Annotated in this window: 17 protein-coding genes; 10 read left to right on the top strand and 7 right to left on the bottom strand. The window is 60.3% G+C overall.

Features of this window, described 5'->3' with window-relative positions; genetic code table 11:
- Positions 1-35: 35 nt before the first annotated feature.
- From QF010_RS16115 to QF010_RS16100, 4 genes are all read right to left on the bottom strand, one after another.
- On the bottom strand, positions 36-2,882 hold the full coding sequence (locus tag QF010_RS16115) for a valine--tRNA ligase (protein WP_429511942.1): 2,847 nt from the start codon (positions 2,880-2,882) through the stop codon (positions 36-38).
- A 266-nt stretch (positions 2,883-3,148) separates the two neighbouring features.
- Entirely contained in the window at positions 3,149-3,544 is a 396-nt protein-coding gene (locus QF010_RS16110) for a DNA polymerase III subunit chi (protein WP_429533503.1), read from the bottom strand.
- An 8-nt stretch (positions 3,545-3,552) separates the two neighbouring features.
- Positions 3,553-3,981, bottom strand: coding sequence for a DNA polymerase III subunit chi (locus tag QF010_RS16105; protein ID WP_033056416.1), 429 nt, complete (start codon positions 3,979-3,981; stop codon positions 3,553-3,555).
- Positions 3,982-4,041: 60 nt separating this feature from the next.
- Positions 4,042-5,532 (bottom strand): leucyl aminopeptidase, encoded by a 1,491-nt coding sequence (locus QF010_RS16100; protein ID WP_429533502.1) that lies wholly within the window; start codon positions 5,530-5,532, stop codon positions 4,042-4,044.
- 305 nt (positions 5,533-5,837) lie between these two features.
- Here QF010_RS16100 and lptF point away from each other — a divergent pair, with 305 nt between their 5' ends.
- The 8 genes from lptF to pdxJ all read left to right on the top strand — a co-directional run bounded on the left by lptF (position 5,838) and on the right by pdxJ (position 14,309).
- Positions 5,838-6,956 (top strand): LPS export ABC transporter permease LptF, encoded by a 1,119-nt coding sequence (gene lptF, locus QF010_RS16095; RefSeq protein WP_033056414.1) that lies wholly within the window; start codon positions 5,838-5,840, stop codon positions 6,954-6,956.
- On the top strand, positions 6,949-8,010 hold the full coding sequence (gene lptG, locus QF010_RS16090; RefSeq protein ID WP_033056413.1) for an LPS export ABC transporter permease LptG: 1,062 nt from the start codon (positions 6,949-6,951) through the stop codon (positions 8,008-8,010). Before lptF ends, lptG begins: the two co-directional genes overlap by 8 nt.
- 171 nt (positions 8,011-8,181) lie before the next feature.
- On the top strand, positions 8,182-9,981 hold the full coding sequence (lepA, locus tag QF010_RS16085; RefSeq protein ID WP_008151572.1) for a translation elongation factor 4: 1,800 nt from the start codon (positions 8,182-8,184) through the stop codon (positions 9,979-9,981).
- A 5-nt stretch (positions 9,982-9,986) separates the two neighbouring features.
- The gene (gene lepB / locus QF010_RS16080) at positions 9,987-10,841 is read left to right on the top strand and encodes a signal peptidase I (protein ID WP_033056412.1); all 855 of its coding nucleotides are present in this window, start codon (positions 9,987-9,989) and stop codon (positions 10,839-10,841) included.
- 184 nt (positions 10,842-11,025) lie between these two features.
- Positions 11,026-11,715, top strand: a complete 690-nt coding sequence (gene rnc / locus QF010_RS16075; RefSeq protein WP_010463056.1) for a ribonuclease III — start codon at positions 11,026-11,028, stop codon at positions 11,713-11,715.
- Positions 11,708-12,610, top strand: a complete 903-nt coding sequence (gene era, locus QF010_RS16070; protein ID WP_008151577.1) for a GTPase Era — start codon at positions 11,708-11,710, stop codon at positions 12,608-12,610. The genes rnc and era overlap by 8 nt, the downstream gene beginning before the upstream one ends.
- Before the next feature lie 172 nt (positions 12,611-12,782).
- Complete coding sequence (gene recO, locus QF010_RS16065; protein WP_429533501.1) at positions 12,783-13,472, top strand: DNA repair protein RecO; 690 nt, start codon at positions 12,783-12,785, stop codon at positions 13,470-13,472.
- Positions 13,473-13,562: 90 nt separating this feature from the next.
- Complete coding sequence (gene pdxJ, locus QF010_RS16060) at positions 13,563-14,309, top strand: pyridoxine 5'-phosphate synthase (RefSeq protein WP_008151581.1); 747 nt, start codon at positions 13,563-13,565, stop codon at positions 14,307-14,309.
- Between the two features lie 127 nt (positions 14,310-14,436).
- Here pdxJ and mltF read toward each other — a convergent pair whose 3' ends face one another.
- Positions 14,437-15,897 (bottom strand): membrane-bound lytic murein transglycosylase MltF, encoded by a 1,461-nt coding sequence (mltF, locus tag QF010_RS16055; RefSeq protein ID WP_429533500.1) that lies wholly within the window; start codon positions 15,895-15,897, stop codon positions 14,437-14,439.
- A 274-nt stretch (positions 15,898-16,171) separates the two neighbouring features.
- Here mltF and purL point away from each other — a divergent pair, with 274 nt between their 5' ends.
- Complete coding sequence (gene purL / locus QF010_RS16050; RefSeq protein WP_429533499.1) at positions 16,172-20,068, top strand: phosphoribosylformylglycinamidine synthase; 3,897 nt, start codon at positions 16,172-16,174, stop codon at positions 20,066-20,068.
- Positions 20,069-20,088: 20 nt separating this feature from the next.
- A complete protein-coding gene (locus QF010_RS16045) occupies positions 20,089-20,400 on the top strand; it encodes a YqfO family protein (RefSeq protein WP_429533498.1) in 312 nt (103 codons plus the stop codon).
- Between the two features lie 389 nt (positions 20,401-20,789).
- On the opposite strand, the gene nagE is transcribed toward QF010_RS16045, so the two are convergent.
- Complete coding sequence (gene nagE, locus QF010_RS16040) at positions 20,790-22,505, bottom strand: N-acetylglucosamine-specific PTS transporter subunit IIBC (RefSeq protein ID WP_429533497.1); 1,716 nt, start codon at positions 22,503-22,505, stop codon at positions 20,790-20,792.
- Positions 22,506-22,534: 29 nt separating this feature from the next.
- A complete protein-coding gene (gene ptsP / locus QF010_RS16035) occupies positions 22,535-25,051 on the bottom strand; it encodes a phosphoenolpyruvate--protein phosphotransferase (RefSeq protein WP_429533496.1) in 2,517 nt (838 codons plus the stop codon).
- Between the last annotated feature and the right edge of the window lie 19 nt (positions 25,052-25,070).

The raw sequence follows: 25,070 nt of genomic DNA, 5'->3' as shown, positions 1-25,070 counted from the left end.
CCATTGTGGCCTCCCGTTTTCATTGCGATTTGCCGTTACAGGCTGGCAATCCGCGCATGCTGCTCGGCCAACTTGCCCAAAGCCTGTTCAGCTTCAGCCAGTTTGGCGCGTTCCTTGTCGATGACTTCGGCCGGGGCCTTGTCGACGAAACCGGCGTTGGACAGCTTGCCGCCAACCCGCTGAACTTCGCCCTGCAGACGCAGGATTTCCTTGTCCAGACGCGCCAGTTCAGCATCTTTGTCGATCAGACCGGCCATCGGCACCAGCACTTCCATCTCGCCGACCAATGCGGTGGCGGACAGCGGTGCTTCTTCGCCAGCAGCCAACACGGTGATCGATTCGAGGCGAGCCAGCTTCTTCAGCAGGGCTTCGTTCTCGGTGAGACGACGCTGATCTTCGGCGCTGACGTTTTTCAGGAACAGGTTCAGCGGCTTGCCTGGACCGATGTTCATTTCGCCACGGATGTTGCGCGTGCCGAGCATCAGGCCCTTGAGCCATTCGATGTCGTTCTCGGCGGCCGGATCGATGCGCTCTTCATTGGCCACTGGCCACGGTTGCAGCATGATCGTCTTGCCTTCGATACCGGCCAGCGGCGCGATGCGCTGCCAGATTTCTTCGGTGATGAACGGCATGAACGGATGGGCCAGACGCAGCGCAACTTCCAGCACCCGAACCAGCGTGCGGCGGGTGCCGCGCTGACGTTCGACCGGCGCGTTTTCGTCCCACAGCACAGGCTTGGACAGTTCCAGGTACCAGTCGCAATACTGGTTCCAGATGAACTCGTACAAGGCTTGTGCGGCCAGGTCGAAGCGGAACTGGTCGAGTTGACGGGTCACTTCGGCTTCGGTGCGTTGCAGCTGCGAAATGATCCAGCGATCCGCCAGCGACAGCTCGTAAGCTTCGCCGTTCTGGCCGCAGTCTTCGCCCTTGTCCAGCACGTAGCGCGCGGCGTTCCAGATCTTGTTGCAGAAGTTGCGATAGCCTTCGACGCGGCCCATGTCGAACTTGATGTCGCGACCGGTGGACGCCAGCGAGCAGAAGGTGAAGCGCAGGGCGTCGGTGCCGTAGCTGGCGATGCCGTCGGCGAACTCGTCGCGGGTCTGCTTCTCGATCTTCTTCGCCAGTTTCGGCTGCATCATGCCGGAGGTGCGTTTCTGCACCAGGTCTTCCAGCTCGATACCGTCGATGATGTCCAGCGGGTCCAGGACGTTGCCCTTGGACTTGGACATCTTCTGGCCTTGGCCATCACGCACCAGACCGTGAACGTAAACGGTCTTGAACGGAACCTGCGGCGTACCGTCTTCGTTCTTCACCAAGTGCATGGTGAGCATGATCATCCGGGCAACCCAGAAGAAAATGATGTCGAAGCCGGTCACCAGCACGTCGGTGGAGTGGAATTTCTTCAGGAATTCGGTCTGCTCAGGCCAGCCGAGCGTGGAGAACGTCCACAGACCCGAACTGAACCAGGTGTCGAGAACGTCGTTGTCCTGTTGCAGCGCCACGTCCGGGCCGAGGTTGTGCTTGGCACGTACTTCGGCTTCGTCGCGACCGACATAGACCTTGCCCGACTCGTCGTACCAGGCCGGAATCCGGTGGCCCCACCACAGCTGACGGCTGATGCACCAGTCCTGGATGTCGCGCATCCACGAAAAGTACATGTTTTCGTACTGTTTCGGCACGAAGGCGATGCGGCCGTCTTCAACAGCCGCGATGGCTGGCTCAGCCAAAGGCTTGGTCGATACGTACCACTGGTCGGTCAGCCACGGCTCGATGATGGTCCCGGAGCGGTCGCCTTTCGGCACTTTCAGCGCGTGGTCGTTGACGCTGACCAAGAGGCCGGCAGCATCAAACGCAGCAACGATCTGCTTGCGCGCTTCGAAGCGGTCAAGGCCGGCGTAGTCGGCCGGAATCTTGCCGTCGATGCTTTCGTTCAGCGTGCCGTCGAGGTTGAACACCTGACAGGCCGGCAGTACGGCGGCGTTCTTGTCGAAGATGTTCAGCAGCGGCAGGTTGTGGCGCTTGCCGACTTCGTAGTCGTTGAAATCGTGGGCCGGGGTGATTTTCACGCAGCCGGTGCCGAATTCTGGGTCGCAGTAATCGTCGGCGATGATCGGAATGCGGCGGCCGACCAGCGGCAGCTCGACGAATTTGCCGATCAGGGCTTGGTAGCGTTCATCGTTCGGGTTAACCGCTACGGCGGCGTCGCCGAGCATGGTTTCCGGGCGAGTGGTCGCGACGATCAGGTAATCCTGGCCTTCAGCGGTCTTGGCGCCATCGGCCAGTGGGTATTTCAGGTTCCACAGGAAGCCTTTCTCGTCGTGGTTTTCCACTTCGAGGTCGGAAATGGCCGTGTGCAACTTGGTGTCCCAGTTGACCAGGCGCTTGCCGCGGTAGATCAGGCCGTCTTCGTGCAGGCGCACAAAGGCTTCTTTAACGGCTTCCGAGAGGCCGTCGTCCATGGTGAAGCGCTCGCGGCCCCAGTCCACGGACGAGCCGAGACGGCGGATCTGACGGCTGATGTTGCCGCCGGACTGATCCTTCCATTCCCAGACTTTCTCGAGGAATTTCTCACGGCCCAGATCGTGACGATTCTGGCCCTGGGCTTCGAGTTGACGCTCCACCAGCATTTGCGTGGCGATACCGGCGTGGTCGGTACCCGGCTGCCACAGGGTGTTACGACCCTGCATGCGGCGGAAACGGATCAGGGCGTCCATGATCGCGTTGTTGAAGCCGTGACCCATGTGCAGGCTGCCGGTGACGTTCGGCGGCGGGATCATGATGGTGTAGGACTCGCCCGCGCCTTGCGGGGCGAAGTAATTCTCTGACTCCCAGGTGTTGTACCAGGAAGTTTCAATGGCGTGCGGCTGGTAGGTCTTATCCATGCGCGGCGGGACCCTATTGGCATTTATTCAGGAAAAGCCGGCAAGTATAGCGGGGCATGGGGCGTAGGGCGAGCAGGGGCAGACCGGGCGCAGATCAAACTGTGGAATGAACCTGTGGCGAGGGAGCTTGCTCCCGCCGGGTCGCGAAGCGGCCCCGACATGCGCAAGCTCGGTGTGTCAGGTACACCGCGTATTCCGGCTATGCGGCTGCTGCGCAACCGAGCGGGAGCAAGCTCCCTCGCCACAGAAGCCCACTGGGCTCAGGGTTATTCGTATTGACTGAGCAACCGTTCCATCCGCGCACTGAGGCGGCGTTTGATTTCGGTTTCGATGTGCGGGGCGAAGTCGTCGATCACGTCTTGCATGATCAATTGCGCGGCGGCGCGCAGTTCGTCATCCAGGTGCAGCAGGTCGTCGGGGCCCTTGCTGGCGGCGGGCGCCGGTTGAGCGACAGGGGCTGCAGGGGCGGGTGGCGCCGGTTCGATAATTGGCGGGCTGGCGCCGACCGTATCGAACAGCATCGGAATCTGTTCCTGATCACCTTCCTCGACCGTGTCGGTGAGCAAGGGCGGTTGCAGGTTGTCATCGCCGAGCAGTTGGCGGATCGACTCGAGGTCATCCAGCAAGTGCGCGGACTGTTGCTGCGGTTTTGGAGTGTCCATCGGAATGCTCAGAGTCGCTGTAAACGGTGATCTTGCAGAGGATAGCCCTGTTCGCGGTAGAAACGGAAACTCTCCCGCGCAGCCGCTCGAATCGTCGGATCTTCCACCACCACTTCCGCCACGCGGGCGAACTTGTTGGCGAAGGCCGGGACTTTCAGGTCGAGGTTGACCAACAGGTCCTGATGCGGGCCGCAGTCATCGCCAAGGCCCAGAACAATCAAACTGTCGGGCTCGTTTTCGGCGGGACCGTGGGGCACGAAGCTTTCGCCCTTGAAGGCCCACAAACGCGCATCGAGATCGTCACGCTGGGCAGCATCGCTGCAATGCAGGTAGATGCGGTGGCCCATGCGCCAGGCTTTTTCGGTGAGCTTGCAGGCAAAATCCAGCCGCGCCGAAGGATCGGCGCTGGGCAGGATATAGAAGTCGACTTTGGTCATTGCGGTTCCTGAGCCAAGGGCGGCGTCACCCGAAAGTGACGCTGCCCAGGGTCATCGGTTTCAGGCTTTGGCGCGGTCCAGCAGGTATTGGGTCAGCAATGGAACCGGACGGCCAGTGGCGCCCTTGTCCTTGCCACCGCTGGTCCAGGCTGTGCCGGCGATGTCCAGGTGCGCCCAGTTGAGGTTCTTGGTGAAGCGCGACAGGAAGCAGGCAGCGGTGATGGTGCCGGCTTTCGGGCCACCGATGTTGGCAATGTCGGCGAACGGGCTGTCCAGCTGTTCCTGGTACTCATCGAACAGCGGCAGTTGCCAGGCGCGATCGTCAGCCGATTGGCCGGCGCTCAGCAGTTGGCCGATCAGCTCGTCGTTGTTGCCCAGCAGGCCCGACGTGTGGGAACCCAGCGCAACGACGCAAGCGCCGGTCAGGGTCGCGATATCGATCACCGCTTGTGGCTTGAAGCGCTCGGAGTAGGTCAGGGCATCGCACAGCACCAGACGGCCTTCGGCGTCGGTGTTGAGGATTTCCACGGTCTGGCCGCTCATGGTGGTGACGATGTCGCCAGGACGCGAAGCGTTGCCGCTCGGCATGTTCTCGGCGCAGGCCAGGATGCACACCAGGTTGATCGGAAGTTTCAGTTCGAGCACGGCACGCAGGGTGCCGAATACGCTGGCAGCGCCGCCCATGTCGTACTTCATTTCGTCCATGCCGGCGCCCGGTTTCAGGCTGATACCGCCGGTGTCAAAGGTGATGCCTTTGCCGACCAGTGCGTACGGCTTCTCGGATTTCTTGCCGCCGTTGTATTGCATGACGATCAGGCGCGGTGGCTGGGCGCTGCCCTGGCCCACGGCGTAGAACGAGCCCATGCCCAGGTCCTTGATCTTCTTCTCATCAAGGACTTCGACTTTCAGGCTTTTGAATTCTTTGCCCAGGTTCTTCGCTTGCTCACCGAGGAACGTCGGGTGGCAGATGTTCGGCGGCAGGTTGCCCAGGTCGCGGGTGAACGCCATGCCGTTGGCGATAGCGGTGGCGTGGGCCACGGCGCGCTCGACTTCAGCCTGAGCAGCCTTGATGGTCACCAGTGTGACTTTCTTCAGGCTGCGAGGCTCGGCTTTCTGGCTTTTGAACTGGTCGAACGTGTATTCGCCGTCCACCAGGGTTTCGGCCAGCAGACGGGTCTTGCCGTAGCTGTCGCGGCCTTTGACCACGACTTCGTCCAGGGCCAGCACTGCATCGCTGCCGCCCAGGCCTTTAAGAGTGTTGAGGATGCCGGCAATGATCTTGCGGAACGGGCGGTCGCCCAGCTCTTCGTCTTTGCCAACGCCGACCAGCAGCACGCGCTCGGCCTTGAGGTTCGGCAGGCTGTGCAGCAACAGGCTCTGACCGACTTTGCCAGCCAGGTCGCCGCGCTTGAGCACAGCGCTGATGGCGCCACCGCTCAGTTCGTCGAGTTGTTTGGCGACGGCACCGAGCTTGCGGCCTTCGCCGACGGCGACCACCAGAGTGGCGGTTTTCAACGTTTCTGGGCTAACGCTTTTTACAACCAGTTCCATGTCCGGGTCCCTGAATTAATGGTCAACACGCAAGAGCTCGACGGCATGCGTTCGAGCTTGCTTATAAATAGAAAGACGCAGGTCACGGCCCGCGACAAAGGCCGCAGTTTGAACCTCGCTACCGGCGCCTGACAACCCTCGGTTGTACGATCTTCAACGCTTTAACCGCCTGCTTGAGCGTGCGCAGTGACAGGCGCACCCAATCACAGGATAATGCGCATCTTTTTCGGCGGCTCTGCCCTGCGAGCCGGCTGATGCGTTTGCTTGTTTGGCCGCCTTAGCCTGACAACCCTGGAGTGTCTGGTTTGATCGTCTTCCGTTATCTATCCCGCGAAGTCCTGTTGACCTTGAGCGCCGTCAGCGCTGTGCTGCTGGTCATCATCATGAGCGGTCGCTTCATCAAGTACCTCGCCCAGGCGGCCTCTGGCCTCCTGGATCCGGGCTCGCTGTTCCTGATCATGGGCTTTCGTCTGCCGGGTTTCCTGCAGTTGATTTTGCCTTTGGGCCTGTTTCTCGGAATCCTGCTGGCCTACGGTCGCCTGTACCTTGAAAGCGAAATGACGGTGCTGTCTGCCACCGGCATGAGCCAGCAGCGTCTGTTTGCCATGACCCTTTTTCCCGCCACCCTGGTCGCACTGGTGGTGGCATGGCTGAGCCTGAGCCTGGCGCCACAAGGCGCCAACCAGTTCCAGTTGCTCTTGAACAAGCAGGATGCCCTGACCGAGTTCGACACCCTCGAGCCGGGTCGCTTCCAGGCGTTGCGTGACGGGACACGGGTGACCTACACCGAAACGCTGTCGGATGACCGCATCAACCTCGGTGGCGTATTCATTTCGCAAAAAAACGTCTCGTCCGACACGAAGGATCGCGGGATTTCCGTGCTGGTGGCCGAGAAGGGTCGCCAGGAAATTCGCCCCGACGGTAATCGTTACCTGATTCTCGACAACGGCTATCGCTATGACGGCAATCCGGGTCAGGCCGACTACCGGGCGATCAAGTACGACGAATACGGCGTGTTGCTGCCCAAGCCGGACGTCAGCGACGAAGTGACCGACCGTGACGCAATGACCACCAGTTTCCTGATGGGCAGCGACGACATTCGCTCCCGCACCGAACTGCAATGGCGTCTATCCCTGCCGTTGCTGGTCTTCATCGTGACCCTGATGGCGGTGCCGCTGTCGCGGGTCAATCCGCGTCAGGGCCGTTTCCTCAAGCTGTTGCCGGCGATTCTTCTATATATGGCTTACCTGTCCATCCTGATTGCCGCCCGCGGTGCCCTTGAAAAAGGCAAGATTCCGCCTGTTCTGGGGTTGTGGTGGGTGCATGCAATCTTCCTGGCCATCGGCCTGGGCTTGCTCTATTGGGAAACCTTGCAGTTGAAGCTGGCGAGTCGCCGCAGCGCGCTGGAGGTGGCTCGTGGATAAGCTCGATCGCTACATTGGTAGCAGCGTATTCGTGGCAATTCTGGCGGTCCTGGGGATCATTCTCGGTCTGGCGACACTGTTCGCGTTCATCGATGAAATGAGTGAGGTCAGCGATACCTACACCCTGGTCGACGTGTTGAGTTATGTCCTGCTGACCGCGCCGCGCCGTCTTTACGACATGTTGCCGATGGCGGCATTGATCGGTTGCCTGATAGGCCTCGGCAGCCTGGCCAGTCACAGCGAGCTGACCATCATGCGCGCTGCTGGCGTGTCGATCGGGCGAATCGTCTGGGCGGTCATGAAGCCGATGCTGGTCCTGATGGTGGTGGGTGTGCTGATCGGCGAATACGTCGCGCCAGCCACCGAAGTCACCGCTCAGGCCAATCGCTCCCTGGCTCAGGGTGGCGGCGATGCGCAAAGCGCCAAGCATGGTTTGTGGCATCGCCAGGGTGATGAGTTTATTCACGTCAACTCGGTGCAACCCGACGGTCTGCTGTACGGCGTCACCCGTTATCGTTTCGATAATGAGCGTCACATGCTGTCTTCCAGCTTCGCCAAACGCGCGAAGTTCGATCAGGATCACTGGCAGTTGAGCGAAGTCACCACCACGCTGTTCCATGAAAAGAGCACTGAAGTGGTCACCACCCCGGTCGAGCGCTGGGACGTCGCCTTGAGTCCACAGCTGTTGAACACGGTCATCATGTCGCCTGAAACGCTGTCGATCAGCGGTCTGTGGGGTTACATCCACTACCTGGCTGACCAGGGCCTGAGCAATGGCCGTTACTGGCTGGCATTTTGGGTCAAGGTGTTGCAGCCGCTGGTCACCGCCGCTCTGGTACTGATGGCGATTTCCTTCATCTTCGGTCCATTGCGCTCGGTGACCCTTGGTCAGCGAGTGTTCACCGGCGTGCTGGTGGGTTTCACCTTCCGTATCGTTCAGGACTTGCTCGGTCCTTCGAGCCTGGTCTTCGGTTTCTCGCCACTGTTTGCGGTGCTGGTTCCGGCGGGTGTTTGTGCCTTGGCCGGGGTCTGGTTGTTGCGCCGGGCCGGTTGATCAAGGGTTTCTCCTGACCTTGCAGGTCACTCAAAACGCCCCTGTCGCAAGACCGGGGCGTTTTTGTAGGCGCCGTCTGACCTGCGAACGTGACGCTTGCGCCGTGGATCAGGTACAATTCCCGGCTATTTTTCGGCGGGCTATGCCTGCAGCCTTTTTGAGTGTTGATCCGTGAGTGATTTGAGTCATATCCGCAATTTCTCCATCATCGCCCACATTGACCATGGCAAGTCGACGCTGGCCGATCGCTTCATCCAGATGTGTGGCGGCCTTGCCGAGCGCGAAATGGAAGCCCAGGTTCTGGACTCCATGGACCTGGAACGTGAACGCGGGATCACCATCAAGGCCCACAGCGTCACCCTGTATTACACCGCTCGCGATGGCATCAAGTACCAGCTGAACTTCATTGACACCCCGGGCCACGTTGACTTCACCTATGAAGTCAGCCGGTCGCTGGCGGCCTGTGAAGGCGCGTTGCTGGTGGTCGATGCCGGTCAGGGCGTTGAAGCGCAGTCGGTAGCCAACTGCTACACCGCGATTGAGCAGGGCCTGGAAGTGATGCCGGTCCTGAACAAGATCGACCTGCCTCAGGCCGATCCGGACCGCGTGAAAGAAGAAATCGAAAAAATCATCGGCATCGATGCCACTGATGCGGTCGAGTGCAGTGCCAAGACCGGTCTGGGCGTCGACGAAGTGCTGGAGCGTCTGGTCAAGACCATTCCTGCGCCGACCGGCAACTATGAAGATCCGCTGCAAGCGTTGATCATCGACTCCTGGTTCGACAACTACCTGGGCGTTGTTTCCCTGGTTCGCGTGCGCCACGGTCGTGTGAAGAAGGGCGACAAGATCCTGGTCAAGTCCACCGGCAAGATCCACCTGGTGGACAGCGTCGGTGTCTTCAACCCGAAACACACCGCCACCGTTGACCTGAAGGCCGGCGAAGTGGGCTTCATCATCGCCGGCATCAAGGACATTCACGGTGCGCCGGTCGGTGACACCCTGACCTTGAGCTCCACGCCGGACGTCGACGTGCTGCCAGGCTTCAAACGCATTCAGCCGCAGGTATACGCCGGTCTGTTCCCGGTCAGCTCTGACGACTTCGAAGATTTCCGTGAAGCCCTGCAAAAGCTCACGCTCAACGACTCGTCCCTGCAATACACCCCGGAAAGCTCCGACGCACTGGGCTTCGGCTTCCGTTGCGGGTTCCTCGGCATGCTGCACATGGAAATCATCCAGGAGCGTCTGGAGCGCGAGTACGACCTGGACCTGATCACCACGGCGCCGACGGTAATTTTCGAGTTGCTGCTGAAAACCGGTGAAACGATTTACGTCGACAACCCATCGAAGCTGCCAGACCTGTCCTCGATCGAAGACATGCGCGAACCGATCGTGCGGGCCAATATTCTTGTGCCGCAAGAGCACCTGGGCAACGTCATTACCCTGTGCATCGAGAAGCGTGGCGTACAGCACGACATGCTGTTCCTCGGCACCCAGGTTCAAGTGACCTACGATTTGCCGATGAACGAAGTGGTCCTGGACTTCTTCGACCGTCTGAAATCCACCAGCCGTGGCTATGCTTCGCTGGATTACCATTTCGATCGTTATCAATCGGCTAATCTGGTGAAACTGGATGTGCTGATCAACGGTGACAAGGTCGACGCCCTGGCGTTGATCGTGCACAAAGATAACGCGCACTACAAAGGTCGCCAGTTGACCGAGAAGATGAAAGAACTGATTCCGCGCCAGATGTTCGACGTCGCGATCCAGGCCGCCATTGGCGGGCAGATCATTGCGCGAACCTCCGTCAAGGCACTCAGAAAGAACGTATTGGCCAAATGCTACGGCGGTGACGTTAGCCGTAAGAAGAAACTGCTTGAAAAGCAGAAGGCCGGTAAGAAACGCATGAAGCAAGTCGGCAACGTGGAAATTCCACAAGAAGCCTTCCTTGCAGTGCTCAGGTTGGATAGTTAGGTCCTATGTCACTAAATTTCCCGCTGTTGCTGGTCATCGCCGTGTTCGTCTGCGGCCTGTTGGCGTTGCTCGATCTGGTTTTCCTGGCGCCGCGTCGGCGTGCCGCCATTGCCTCCTATCAGGGCAGCGTCAGCCAGCCTGACGGGATGGTGGTCGAGAAACTGAACAAAGAGCCGCTGCTGGTCGAATACGGCAAGTCGTTCTTCCCGGTGTTGTTCATCGTGCTGGTACTGCGTTCGTTCCTGGTGGAACCGTTCCAGATTCCTTCCGGCTCGATGAAACCGACCCTGGACGTTGGCGACTTCATTCTGGTGAACAAGTTTTCTTACGGGATCCGCTTGCCGGTGATCGACAAGAAAGTCATCGAAGTCGGTGATCCACAGCGCGGCGATGTGATGGTGTTCCGCTACCCGAGCGATCCTAACGTCAACTACATTAAACGTGTGGTGGGCCTGCCGGGTGACCAGATTCGTTACACCGCTGACAAGCGTCTGTTCGTCAACGGTGAGTCGATTGCCGAACAACTGGTCGGCTCCGAGCCGGGCACGTTGGGCAGCGCTGAGCTCTACAAGGAAAAACTCGGCGTCGCCGAGCACTTGATCCGCAAGGAAATGAGCCGCTACCGCGCAACGCCGGACCATTCGTGGACCGTGCCTGCCGGGCACTACTTCATGATGGGCGACAACCGCGACAACTCGAACGACAGTCGCTACTGGGATGATCCGAGCATTCCAAAGGATCTGCTGGGCATGGTTCCCGACAAGAATATCGTCGGCAAGGCCTTCGCAGTCTGGATGAGCTGGCCGGAACCTAAACTCAGTCACCTGCCGAATTTCTCGCGGGTTGGCCTGATCAAGTAATCACACACGGCGCTGTTGAACACAGCGCCGAATGCATTTCTGGAGTCGGCATAATCGACGACAGAAGCATGAAAACAACGATATTCAGGACGTTATTTTTGAACACAGCGTTAATTGTCCCAAGCCTGCGCCGTATCACGGCGATGGCGGTGGAATCCAACCACGAACTCAGCGTGGGTAAACCGTGAGCGTCTCCTTAAGCCGTCTCGAGCGTCAGCTCGGCTACACCTTCAAGGATCAGGAGCTGATGGTCCTGGCCCTGACTCACCGCAGCTTTGCCGGGCGTAACAACGAACGCCTGGAATTCCTCGGTGATGCCATCCTCAACTTCGTTGCTGGCGAGGCGCTGTTCGATCGCTTCCCGCTGGCCCGCGAAGGTCAGTTGTCGCGCTTACGCGCACGCCTGGTGAAAGGCGAGACCCTGGCCGTACTGGCTCGCGGTTTCGATCTGGGCGAATACCTGCGCCTGGGTTCCGGTGAATTGAAAAGCGGCGGGTTCCGTCGCGAGTCGATTCTGGCCGATGCCCTGGAAGCGCTGATTGGTGCGATCTACCTGGATGCCGGCATGGACATGGCGCGCGAGCGTGTGTTGGCCTGGCTGGCCGGTGAGTTCGAAGGCCTGACACTGGTCGACACCAACAAAGATCCAAAGACCCGCCTGCAGGAATTCCTGCAGTCGCGGGGCTGTGAGCTGCCACGTTACGAAGTGGTGGATATCCAGGGTGAGCCACATTGCCGGACGTTCTTCGTCGAATGTGAAATCACCTTACTGAATGAAAAAAGCCGAGGTCAGGGTGTGAGTCGTCGTATTGCCGAACAGGTAGCGGCCGCCGCAGCACTGATTGCCCTGGGTGTGGAGAATGGCAATGACTGATTCAACTGCAACTCGCTGTGGCTATGTTGCCATCGTCGGCCGTCCCAACGTGGGCAAGTCCACGCTGCTGAACCACATCCTGGGTCAGAAGCTGGCGATCACCTCGCGCAAGCCTCAGACCACTCGCCACAACATGCTCGGTATCAAGACTGAAGGCGCCGTGCAGGCGATCTACGTCGACACCCCCGGCATGCACAAAGGTGGCGAGAAAGCCCTGAACCGCTACATGAACAAGACCGCTTCGGCGGCGTTGAAAGACGTCGACGTGGTGATCTTCGTGGTTGACCGCACCAAGTGGACCGACGAAGACCAGATGGTCCTCGAGCGCGTTCAATACGTGACGGGCCCGCTGATCGTGGCGCTGAACAAGACTGACCGCATCGAAGATAAAGCCGAGCTGATGCCGCACCTGACCTGGTTGCAGGAACAGTTGCCGAACGCGCAGATCATGCCGATCTCGGCCCAGCACGGGCACAACCTCGAAACGCTGGAGCGCGTGATTGCCGGTTACCTGCCGGAAAACGATCACTTCTTCCCGGAAGACCAGATCACCGACCGCAGCAGCCGCTTCCTCGCCGCTGAACTGGTACGTGAGAAAATCATGCGCCAGATGGGCGCCGAGCTGCCGTACCAGATCACCGTCGAAATCGAAGAGTTCAAGCAGCAGGGCAAAACCCTGCACATCCATGCCTTGATCCTCGTCGAGCGCGACGGCCAGAAGAAAATCATTATTGGCGACAAGGGCGAGCGGATCAAACGCATCGGCACCGAGGCGCGCAAGGACATGGAGTTGCTGTTCGACTCCAAGATCATGCTCAACCTCTGGGTGAAAGTGAAAGGCGGCTGGTCCGATGACGAGCGCGCTCTGCGTTCGCTGGGTTACGGCGACCTGTAACACCCGGTTCCAGATACACCGAGAAACCTGTGGGAGCGAGCTTGCTCGCGATGAGGGCCTGAAATTCAACATCCATGTTGACTGACAGACTGCAATCGCGAGCAAGCTCGCTCCCGCATTGGTTTTGGGTGGTTTATAAATCTCTGCTGACTCATTGAGAACGCTGACTTCCATGTCCCAAACCCCGCCCCCCGGCCAACCCGCCTTCGTGCTCCACAGTCGCGCCTACCGCGAAAACAGCGCGCTGGTGGATTTCCTCACGCCGCAAGGTCGGCTGCGGGCGGTGTTGCGCAGTGCTCGGGGCAAGGCCGGAACGCTGGCGCGGCCATTCGTGCCGCTGGAAGTCGAGTTCCGTGGGCGTGGTGAGTTGAAGAACGTCGGTCGCATGGAAAGCGCTGGCGTCTCCACCTGGCTCAATGGTGAGGCGCTGTTCAGCGGTCTCTACCTCAATGAGCTGTTGATTCGGCTGTTGCCGTCCGAAGACCCGCATCCCGCCGTCTTCGATCACTACGCCGCGACCCTGCTTGCGCTGGCTGAAGGTCGTCCGCTGGAACCGTTGTTGCGTTCCTTCGAGTGGCGGCTGCTCGATGATCTCGGTTACGGTTTCGCCCTGACCACCGACATCCATGGCGACCCCATCGCGCCGGACGGTCTCTACCGTCTGCAAGTGGATGCGGGGCTCGAACGGGTCTACCTGCTGCAACCCGGTCTGTTCAACGGCACCGAACTGTTGGCCATGGCCGATGCAGATTGGTCAGCCCCTGGCGCGCTATCGGCAGCCAAGCGATTGATGCGCCAGGCACTGGCCGTTCATCTGGGCGGTCGTCCCTTGGTGAGTCGCGAGTTGTTTCGCAAGCCATAGGGCTGTTGATGCTTGGCTGCCAAACATCAACAGACCCTATCTCCCCGTGTATGCTGTGCGCCGAACTTTTCCATTTTCAGGAGCGCTTCCGTGACCACCAGCAATCGCATTCTTCTTGGCGTGAACATCGACCATGTTGCCACCCTGCGTCAGGCCCGGGGCACGCGCTATCCGGATCCGGTCAAGGCAGCACTGGACGCGGAAGAGGCGGGCGCTGACGGCATCACTGTGCACCTGCGCGAAGACCGTCGGCACATTCAGGAGCGCGACGTGTTGCTGCTCAAGGATGTGCTGCAAACCCGCATGAACTTCGAAATGGGCGTCACCGAAGAGATGATGGCGTTCGCCGAACGCATTCGTCCGGCGCACATTTGCCTGGTGCCGGAAACCCGTCAGGAGCTGACGACCGAAGGTGGTCTGGACGTGGCGGGGCAGGAAGCGCGGATCAAGGCTGCGGTGGATCGCCTGGCGAAAATCGGCTGTGAAGTGTCGCTGTTCATCGACGCTGACGAGCGGCAGATCGAAGCGTCCCGTCGTGTAGGTGCGCCGGCTATTGAGTTGCATACCGGTCGTTATGCTGATGCCGAGACGCCGACCGATGTGGCTGAAGAGCTCAAGCGTGTGGCGGATGGCGTGGCGTTTGGCCTGGCTCAAGGGTTGATCGTCAACGCTGGCCACGGTCTGCATTACCACAACGTTGAAGCGGTCGCGGCGATCAAAGGCATCAACGAACTGAACATCGGCCACGCGCTGGTGGCTCATGCGTTGTTCGTCGGGTTCAAGTCGGCTGTTTCGGAGATGAAGGCGCTGATTCTGGCCGCTGCGTTGAAAGGCTAGATCGGCGGCGCTGCCATCGCGGGCAAGCCACGCTCCCACAGGTCCGTGTCGAGCACACAATTGTCGTTCACGCGGACCTGTGGGAGCGTGGCTTGCCCGCGATGGCGTCTTTGAAGGCCGCGAAGATTTAGAGCTGTGGGGTTTCCGGATTCGGTTTGGTCTTGTCGACCCCCGGCACATGCAGGTTGCCCTCGGCGACCTGATTGCCTTCAAGCTGCGGCTGCGTCACCCACGTCAGGATGTCGTAGTAGCGGCGGATGTTCGCCACGAAGTGAACGGGTTCGCCGCCACGGGCATAGCCGTAGCGGGTTTTGCTGAACCACTTCTTCTCGGACAGGCGCGGCAGGATCTTTTTCACGTCCAGCCACTTGTCCGGGTTCAGTCCTTCCTTGGCCGCCAGTTTGCGTGCGTCATCCAGATGACCGCTGCCAACGTTGTAGGCCGCCAGTGCAAACCATGTGCGATCCGGCTCCTGGATCGACTCATCCAGCTGATCTTTCATGTAGGCCAGGTACTTGGCGCCACCCATGATGCTTTGTTTGGGGTCCAGGCGATTGGACACACCCATGGCCTGCGCAGTGTTCTGGGTCAGCATCATCAGGCCGCGCACGCCGGTCTTCGATGTGACGGCCGGTTGCCACAGGGATTCCTGATAACCGATCGCTGCCAGCAGACGCCAGTCGACCTTCTCATCCTTGGCATAAGCCTTGAAGTGCTTCTCGTACTTGGGCAACCGTTGCTGCAGGTGCTGGGCGAAGGTATAGGCGCCCATGTAGCCGAGCACATCGACGTGTCCGTAATAGCGGTCTTTCAGACGCTGCAGGGTGCCGTTTTGCTTAACCTTGTCGAGGTAGTCGTTGATCTCGTTGAGCAAGCTGTTGTCGTCGCCGGCGGCCACTGCCCAGCTCTGGTTGCTGGCGTCACCGAGGTCGAAGGCTACCCGTACGTTGGGGAAGTAGACCTGGTTCATCGCGACTTCGTTTGAGTCGACCAGGGTCAGGTCTATCTGATCTTCATCGACCATCCGCAGCAAGTCGACGACTTCAACCGCGTCGGACTCTTCGTATTCAATGCCGGGATATTTCTTTTTCAGCTCCGCCAATTGCTCGGCGTGGGTGCTGCCCTTGAGCACCATGATCTTCTTGCCCACCAGATCCTTCGCGTCGGTCGGCCGCGATTGGCCGTTGCGATAGATGACCTGCGGGGTGACTTCGAGGTAGGAGTGGGAAAACCGCACCTGCTGTTTGCGTTTCTCGCTGCTGACCAGGCCGGCAGCAGCGATCACCGGGCCGTTGGGTTTGCCCACCTGATTAAACAGGTCGTCGAGGTTGTCGGCGGTTTCGATTTTGAGTTCCACCCCCAGATCGTCGGCGAAGCGCTTCACCAGCTCGTATTCGAAGCCGGTTTCACCGTTGCGATCCTGAAAGTAGGTGGCGGGGCTGTTACGGGTAACCACCCGCAGCACGCCATCCTCCTTTACGCGCTCCAGCGTGTTGGGTTTATCAACACAGCCACTGAGCAGCAGGAAGAGTCCGGTTGCGATCAGCCATTTGGCGAACCGCGGACGCAAAGCCGTTGGGGAAAACATCTGCGCAGTATACGCAAAGGACCACGAGCGCCATATCTCGACAGCGAAGGGCTTGTCTGCTAGGCAATTGAAAACCGCTACGGAGCCCGCAGGAATGGGCCCGAGCAGCATTTTGTGACAGAAAAAATATCGCTCGGCGCGCACCGGTTTGAGGTCCGAACACCCGGCCCGACGCCCGGGTGCAGCCGCCCGTACCGTTTCGGGTGATGTCGCGGCCTGTTTAGGCTAGAATGCACGGCCTCAAAGCACACCCCTTCCCGAGGCTGTCCCGAAGATGTTGATCCTGCGCGGCGCTCCTGCCCTTTCTGCCTTTCGCCACAGCAAACTCCTTGAGCAACTGAGCCAGAAGGTCCCGGCTGTCAGCGGCTTGTATGCTGAATTCGCTCACTTCGCCGAAGTTACCGGCGTCCTGACCGGCGACGAACAGCAGGTGCTCGCGCGCCTTCTGAAGTACGGCCCAAGTGTTCCGGTACAAGAGCCGACCGGTCGTCTGTTCCTGGTGTTGCCGCGTTTCGGCACCATCTCGCCATGGTCCAGTAAAGCCAGCGATATCGCTCGCAACTGCGGCCTGACGAAAATCCAGCGCCTGGAACGCGGCATCGCGTTCTACGTCGCCGGCCAGTTCAGCGACGCCGAAGCGCAGCTGATCTCCGATGCGCTGCACGACCGCATGACCCAGATCGTCCTCGGCAACCTTGAACAAGCCGCCGGCCTGTTCAGCCATGCCGAGCCGAAACCGCTGACCGCGATCGACGTGTTGGGTGGCGGCCGCGCCGCGCTGGAAAAAGCCAACACCGAGCTGGGCCTTGCTCTGGCTGAAGACGAAATCGACTACCTGGTCAACGCCTTCGTCGGCTTGAAGCGCAACCCGCACGACATCGAACTGATGATGTTCGCCCAGGCGAACTCCGAGCACTGCCGTCACAAGATCTTCAACGCCAGTTGGGACATCGACGGTCAGAGCCAGGAAAAAAGCCTGTTCGGCATGATCAAGAACACCTACGTGATGCACAGCGAAGGCGTTCTGTCGGCTTATAAGGACAACGCTTCGGTCATCGTCGGCAACGTCGCCGGCCGTTTCTTCCCGGACCCTGAAACCCGCCAGTACGGTGCGGTGCAGGAACCGGTGCACATCCTGATGAAAGTCGAAACGCACAACCACCCGACCGCGATTGCCCCGTTCCCGGGCGCGTCCACTGGTAGCGGTGGCGAGATCCGCGACGAAGGCGCAACCGGTCGCGGTGCCAAGCCAAAGGCTGGCCTGACCGGTTTCACCGTGTCCAACCTGCAAATCCCGGGCTTCGAACAGCCGTGGGAAGTGCCGTACGGCAAGCCTGAGCGCATCGTTACCGCGCTGGACATCATGATCGAAGGCCCACTGGGTGGCGCCGCGTTCAACAACGAATTCGGTCGTCCGGCCCTGACCGGTTATTTCCGTACCTTTGAACAGTCGATCACCACCCCGCGTGGCGACGAAGTTCGCGGTTACCACAAGCCGATCATGCTGGCCGGCGGTATGGGTAACATCCGTGCCGAACACGTGCAGAAAGGCGAGATCACCGTTGGCTCCAAGCTGATCGTGCTCGGCGGTCCAGCCATGTTGATCGGTCTGGGCGGCGGCGCAGCTTCCTCCATGGCTACCGGCACCAGCTCGGCAGACCTGGACTTCGCTTCCGTACAGCGCGAAAACCCTGAGATGGAACGTCGCTGCCAGGAAGTCATCGACCGTTGCTGGCAGTTGGGTGACAAGAACCCGATCAGCTTCATCCACGACGTCGGCGCAGGCGGTCTGTCCAACGCCTTCCCGGAACTGGTCAACGATGGCAACCGTGGCGGTCGCTTCGAACTGCGCAACATTCCAAACGACGAGCCGGGCATGGCCCCGCACGAAATCTGGAGTAACGAATCCCAGGAACGTTACGTTCTGGCAGTCGGCCCGGCTGACTTCGATCGCTTCCAGGCGATCTGCGAACGCGAGCGTTGCCCGTTTGCCGTGGTCGGCGAAGCCACTGCCGAGCCGCAACTGACCGTCACCGACAGTCACTTCGGCAACAGCCCGGTAGACATGCCACTCGAAGTGCTGCTGGGCAAAGCCCCGCGCATGCACCGTTCGGCCGTTCGCGAAAACGAACTGGGCGACGATTTCGATCCGTCGACCCTGGAGATCGCAGACTGCGTCGAACGGGTTCTGCATCACCCGGCCGTGGCGAGCAAAAGCTTCCTGATCACCATCGGCGACCGCACCATCACCGGCCTCGTGGCCCGTGACCAAATGGTCGGCCCGTGGCAGGTTCCGGTAGCCGACGTTGCCGTCACCGCCACCAGCTTCGACGTTTACACCGGTGAAGCCATGGCCATGGGCGAGCGTACTCCGCTGGCGCTGCTGGACGCTCCGGCGTCGGGCCGCATGGCCATCGGCGAAACCCTGACCAACATCGCAGCTTCGCGCATCAACAAGATCTCCGACATCAAACTGTCGGCCAACTGGATGTCCGCTGCCGGTCACCCAGGCGAAGACGCGCGTCTGTACGACACCGTGAAAGCGGTCGGCATGGAATTGTGCCCAGATTTGGGCATTACCATTCCGGTGGGCAAGGACTCCATGTCCATGGCCACTCGCTGGAACGACAATGGCGAAGACAAAACCGTGACCTCGCCGATGTCCCTGATCGTGACCGGTTTCGCGCCCGTGGCTGACATCCGTCAGACCCTGACGCCGGAACTGCGCATGGACAAGGGCACCACCGACCTGATCCTGATCGATCTGGGCCGTGGCCAGAACCGCATGGGCGCCTCGATCCTGGCCCAGGTTCACGGCAAGCTCGGTTCGCAAGCGCCGGACGTCGACGATGCCGAAGACCTGAAAGCCTTCTTCGCCGTGATCCAGGGCCTCAACGCCGACGGTCACCTGCTGGCTTACCACGACCGTTCCGACGGTGGTCTGCTGACCAGCACTGTGGAAATGGCCTTCGCCGGCCACTGCGGTCTGAGCCTGAACCTCGACGGTCTGGCAGAAACCTCCGCCGACATCGCCGCGATCCTGTTCAACGAAGAACTGGGCGCTGTGATCCAGGTTCGCCAGGACGCTACCCCGGACATCCTCGCGCAGTTCAGCGCTGCCGGCCTGGGCGAGTGCGTGTCGGTGATTGGTCAGCCGATGAACAACGGCGAGATCAGCATCACCTTCAACGGCGAAACCGTGTTCGAAGGTAAGCGTCGTCTGCTGCAACGTCAGTGGGCTGAAACCAGCTACCAGATCCAGCGTCTGCGTGATAACGCCGATTGCGCCGAACAAGAGTTCGACGTGCTGCTGGAAGAAGACAACCCGGGTCTGAGCGTCAAGCTGAGCTACGATGTCAACCAGGACGTCGCCGCGCCTTACATCAAGAAAGGCATCCGCCCACAGGTTGCCGTGCTGCGTGAGCAGGGCGTCAACGGTCAGGTGGAAATGGCGGCCGCGTTCGACCGCGCCGGTTTCAACGCGATCGACGTGCACATGAGCGACATTCTGGCCGGCCGTGTCGACCTGAACGAGTTCAAGGGTCTGGTCGCTTGCGGCGGCTTCTCTTACGGCGACGTACTGGGTGCCGGCGAAGGCTGGGCCAAGTCCGCGCTGTTCAACAGCCGTGCTCGCGATGCGTTCCAGGGCTTCTTCGAACGTAGCGACAGCTTCACCCTCGGCGTGTGCAACGGTTGCCAGATGATGTCCAACCTGCACGAGCTGATCCCGGGCAGCGAGTTCTGGCCGCACTTTGTGCGTAACCGTTCCGAGCAGTTCGAAGCGCGCGTGGCGATGGTTCAGGTCCAGGAATCGAACTCGATCTTCCTGCAAGGCATGGCCGGTTCGCGTATGCCGATCGCTATTGCTCACGGTGAAGGTCATGCCGAGTTCGCCAGCGAAGAAGCGTTGCTGCAAGCCGATCTGTCGGGTTGCGTGGCGATGCGTTTCGTCGACAACCACGGCAAGGTCACCGAAAACTACCCGGCCAACCCGAACGGCTCGCCGCGCGGGATCACCGGTTTGACCAGCCGCGACGGTCGCGTAACGATCATGATGCCGCACCCGGAACGTGTGTTCCGCGCGGTGCAGAACTCGTGGCGTTCGGAAGACTGGAACGAAGACGCACCTTGGATGCGTATGTTCCGTAATGCGCGCGTCTGGGTAAACTAAGAGCGGGTGAACTAAGCGCTGTGTATAAGCTCTGCTTTTTTGTTCCTACCAGTCACGTCGAAGACGTGAAGAGTGCCGTATTCGCCGCCGGTGGCGGACGGATCGGCGCATACGACCATTGCGCCTGGCAAGTGCTCGGCTTCGGCCAGTTTCGCCCGTTGGATGGCAGTCAGCCGTTTATTGGTGAAGCGGGGCAGGTCGAGCAGGTTGAGGAATGGAAGGTTGAGCTTGTGGTCAGCGATGAGTTGATTCGTTCTGTGGTGTTGGCTCTGAAGCAGAGCCATCCCTACGAGACGCCGGCTTATGAGGTGTGGCGGTTGGAGGATTTTTGATCTTCCTACCGCTGAAATGAGAAACCCGTTGAAGTGCATTCAACGGGTTTTTTATTGCTCCGGATTTGAGGCGCTGCGGATCAACGTTGGTAGAGGCGCCGATGGAGGTAGTCACAGGTTGACGGACTGGCTCAGGGCGTGAAGGGGCGGGCAGATCAAGATCAAGAACTGCAGGCGAGCTAACGCTCGGCCTGTTGAATGGTGGGGGTTTGTTGTGCTTTAGCTTTTTATGCCTGAGTTCGACCCAAATCTTTCAGGTCGATGTACCTCTAAGTACAACTCGGTCAGTCCCCTCTCCCCCTTGGGGAGAGGGTTAGGGTGAGGGGTGGATTTAACTGACAAGTAGATAACGATCTAACACCGTCGGCCAATAGACAGGCGCCAACAATCTAAACCTTGGCACTCACCTCACTGCGATTCACCAACGCCTCCAGCGCATCACTCAACGTCGATGCCTTGTCGCCAATCAGCAGATGCCAAACCCCACCTTCCAACTGACTCACACCCTGGCAACCCAACGCCTTCAAATCACATTCCGACAACGCCTTGCCATCCGCCAGTTGCAAGCGAATCCGGGTCATGGCGATGCAGTCCATCTGCAATACATTCTCGCCACCGCCCAACGCCTTCAGCCATTGCTGTGCTTCTGAATTCGCCACCGCTGCAGGTTTCGGCGCATCGATAACAGCAGGAGGGGAGGAAACAAGTGCGCGCCCCAACGCGGGCATCGCCAAGCGAATCTCATCAGCGATGCTGTCTGCCATTGGCCCGACCACGACCTGCAAACTCCCGCCCTTGCCCGGCCGCACAACCGCCATTGCACCCAGTGCTTTCAATTCCGCGTCGTTTGCCTTGTTGCGATCCACCATGTCCAGCCGCAACCGAGTGGTGCACGCCCCCACGGTGATCAAATTCTGCGCACCACCCAGCGCCTTGATGTAAGCCCCGGCTCGCTCATTCTCGGCGACTACGACCTTGTCCCCCGCCGGCACTTCTTCACGCCCCGGCGTCTTGAGGTTGAAACGGCGAATGCAGAAATCAAACACCACGTAGTAGATCACCGCATACGCCAGGCCGACCGGTACCATCAACCAGCCGTTGGTGGATTTACCCCAGCCGAGGATCATGTCGATGAAACCACCGGAAAACGTAAAGCCGAGATGGATATTCAGCAGGTTGGTGATCGCCATCGACAGGCCAGTCAGCAACGCATGCACTAGATAGAGCAGCGGCGCGAGGAACATGAAGGCGAATTCGATCGGCTCGGTTACCCCCGTCAAAAATGAAGTCAGCGCCATCGACAGGAAAATCCCGCCCATGACCTTGCGGCGTTCCGGCAGGGCGTTGCGGTACATCGCCAGGCACGCGGCGGGGAGGCCGAAGATCATCATCGGGAACATGCCGGTCATGAACTGGCCGCCCTTCGGGTCGCCGGCGAAGTAGCGCGACAGGTCGCCGGTGACGATGGCGCCGGTAGTCGGATCAGTGAAGTTGCCGAAGACGAACCACGCCATGTTGTTGAGGATGTGGTGCAGCCCGGTGACGATCAGCAGGCGGTTGAACACGCCAAAGACAAACGCGCCGAAGCTGCCGCTTTCCATCATCAACGTGCCGAAGCTGTTGATACCGTGCTGGATGGGCGGCCAGATCAAGCCGAAGATCACGCCCAGGCCGACGGCGGCGAACCCGGTGACAATTGGCACGAAACGTCGGCCGCCGAAGAACGCCAGGTACTCCGGCAGTTTGATGTCCTTGAAACGGTTGTACAGCGCGCCCGCCATCAAGCCGCTGATGATCCCGGCAAGCATGCCCATGTTGATGCTCGCGTCGAGCACCTTGAGGGTGGAGATCATCACCAGATAGCCAATCACCCCGGCGAGGCCCGCGGTGCCGTTGTTGTCCTTGGCGAAACCGACCGCGATGCCGATGGCGAAGATCATCGCCAGGTTGGCGAAGATCACCTGGCCGGCGTCGTGGATGATCGCGATATTCAGCAGGTCAGTGTCGCCCAGGCGCAGCAACAGGCCGGCGATCGGCAGGATCGCGATCGGTAGCATCAGCGCGCGGCCGAGGCGTTGCAGGCCCTCGATGAAGTATTGGTACATGGCGAATCTCCCTGGATTTTTGTAATTTTTCAGCTCAGAGGCCATTGCTGGTGACAGGCGTGACGCACAGCAGCGGCGCTGCTCAACTTGAGCAAGTCGTGGCTGATGCGTCGGCATTCGCTCGCGTCCAGGTGGCGGACGCGGTCCTTGATTTCACCGATCTGCACCGGGCTGACCGACAACTCACTGACGCCCAAACCGATCAGTACTGGGGTCGCCAGCGGATCGGAGGCGAGCGCGCCGCAAACACCGACCCAACGGTTATGCACCGCAGCACCGGTGCAGGTCTGGGCGATGAGCCGCAGCAGCGCCGGGTGCATGGCGTCGACCCGCGAGGCGAGGCCGGCGTGGTCGCGGTCCATGGCCAGGGTGTATTGCGACAAGTCGTTGGTGCCGATGGACAGGAAGTCCGCATGTTCGGCCAGTTGCTCGGCCAACAATGCGGCGGCGGGGACTTCGATCATCACGCCCAGCTCCGGGCGCTCAGACACGCCGAGCTCAGTGCACAACGCGTCGAGACGCTGGCGGATGTGCAGCAACTCATCCACTTCGGTCACCATCGGCAACAGGATCCGGCAACGCGAAAGCGGATTGACGTGCAGCAGCGCGCGCAATTGCTGATCGAGGATTTCCGGACGGACCTGAGCCAGGCGAATGCCGCGCAGGCCAAGCACTGGATTGGCCTCGGCCGGCAGCGGCAGGTAGTCGAGTTGTTTGTCGCCGCCGACGTCGATGGTGCGAATGATCACCGACTTGTCGCCCATGGCATCGAGCACGGCTTGATAGGCGACGCGCTGTTCCTCTTCGTCTGGCGCGGTATTGCGATCCACAAACAGAAACTCGGTACGCAGCAAGCCGACGCCGTCGGCGCCATTGGCCAAGGCATCAGCCGCTTCAGCACTGGAAGCCACATTGGCGGCGACTTCAATCTGCAAACCGTCGAGCGTCAACGCCTGGGTGTGAGCCTGAGCCTGTTGCTCGGCGCGGCGCTGTTGATGATCCAGTTGTGCCTGATGCACCTCAGCCAAACGTTCGGCATTTGGCATCAGTTCGAGGCGACCGCCATCGGCATCCAGCACAACCGCTTGGCCTTGCTGCTGATCCAGCAGCGTAGAACCCAGCGCAACCATGCACGGCAAGCCTTTGCCACGCGCGAGAATCGCCACGTGGGAAGTTGCGCCACCCTCGGCCATGCACAACCCGGCGACACCTTGCTGACTGAGTTGCAGCAGATCGGACGGCGTCAATTCATGGGCGGCGACGATGGCGTCGGTCGGCACGTCGTAGTGCCAGGTTTCGCCGAGCAGGGCACGCAGCACGCGTTGTTTGAGGTCGCGCAGATCGTTGGCGCGTTCGGCCAACAACGGGCTGCCGAGTTGCTGGAGCACCTCGCACTGCACGTCGATCGATTGGCTCCAGGCGTGGGTTGCGGCCATGCCCTGATCGATGGAAGTGTTCGCCGCGTCGAGCAGCGCCGGGTCTTCGAGCAGGGCGAGGTGTGCGGCGAAGATCGCTTCTTCGTCGGTGTTTTTATGTTTCCTGGCTTGGATCAGCGTGTGGTCGATTTCACTGCGCACAACGGTCAGCGCGGTGTCGAGGGTTTGCAGTTGTTGCTCGGGATCATGGTTGCCGGCGTCCACCGGCAGGCTGATGGCGTTCAAGCGAAACAACGGCCCGGCAACCAGACCGGGCGCTGCACAAACACCGTGCAGCACGCCCGCTTCGGCAGCTCGAGTGCGTCGAGCAATCGGAGTCGGCGCTGCGGCGTGGCTGTCTTCGGCCAGCGCTGTGGATAACGCGATCAGCAACGCTTGCAAGGCGGCTTCGGCGTCCGGGCCCTGGCAGCTGACCTGAACCTCGTCCTGTTCGCCAACGGCCAAACCCATCAGTCCGATCAAGCTGTCACAGGTCGCCGATTTGCCAGCGAAGTGCAGCTGCGATTTGCTCTTGAAACCTTGCGCCGTCTGACGAATCAGCGCGGCCGGACGAGCATGCAAACCGCCACGATGGGCGATGCGAATGTGGCCGTAAATCTCTTCCCCGGATAGCTCCGCTTCAGCCTGCGCTCCAGCTCCGTGCCGACGAATGATATGCAGCAATGGCTCGCCAACTTTCACCGACTTCAGCGTGATTGGCCGCGCCTGAAAGTCCTGGCTGTTGGTCAGGATCATCAGGCTGACCAGGCTTTTGCACTGTTGTGCGACTTTGTCCAGGTCATAGCGCAACAGCGGCTGGCCGTTGCTGACCCGCGCCCCTTCCTTGACCAGCATGGAGAAGCCTTCGCCCTGCAACTCGACGGTGTCGAGGCCCAGGTGCAGCAGCAATTCGGCGCCGTTGTCAGCACGCAAGGTGACGGCGTGGCCGGTGCGCGCGACGTGCACCACCATGCCGGCGCACGGAGCGTGGAGGGTGTCGTTCAGCGGATCGATGGCGATCCCGTCGCCCATGGCGCCGCTGGCGAACACCGGGTCCGGGACTTTGGCGAGCGTGAGCACCGGGCCGCTGAGCGGGGCGTTGAGGGTCAGCTCTTTATTATTGTTGTGCATGGCTCGGTCTCATCAGTAA

This window comes from Pseudomonas silensiensis (genome assembly GCF_050434865.1).
GTDB lineage: Bacteria > Pseudomonadota > Gammaproteobacteria > Pseudomonadales > Pseudomonadaceae > Aquipseudomonas > Aquipseudomonas fluorescens_W.
The sequence above is the reverse complement of the archived record's forward strand: the minus strand, read 5'-3'. Positions and strand labels throughout refer to the sequence as shown.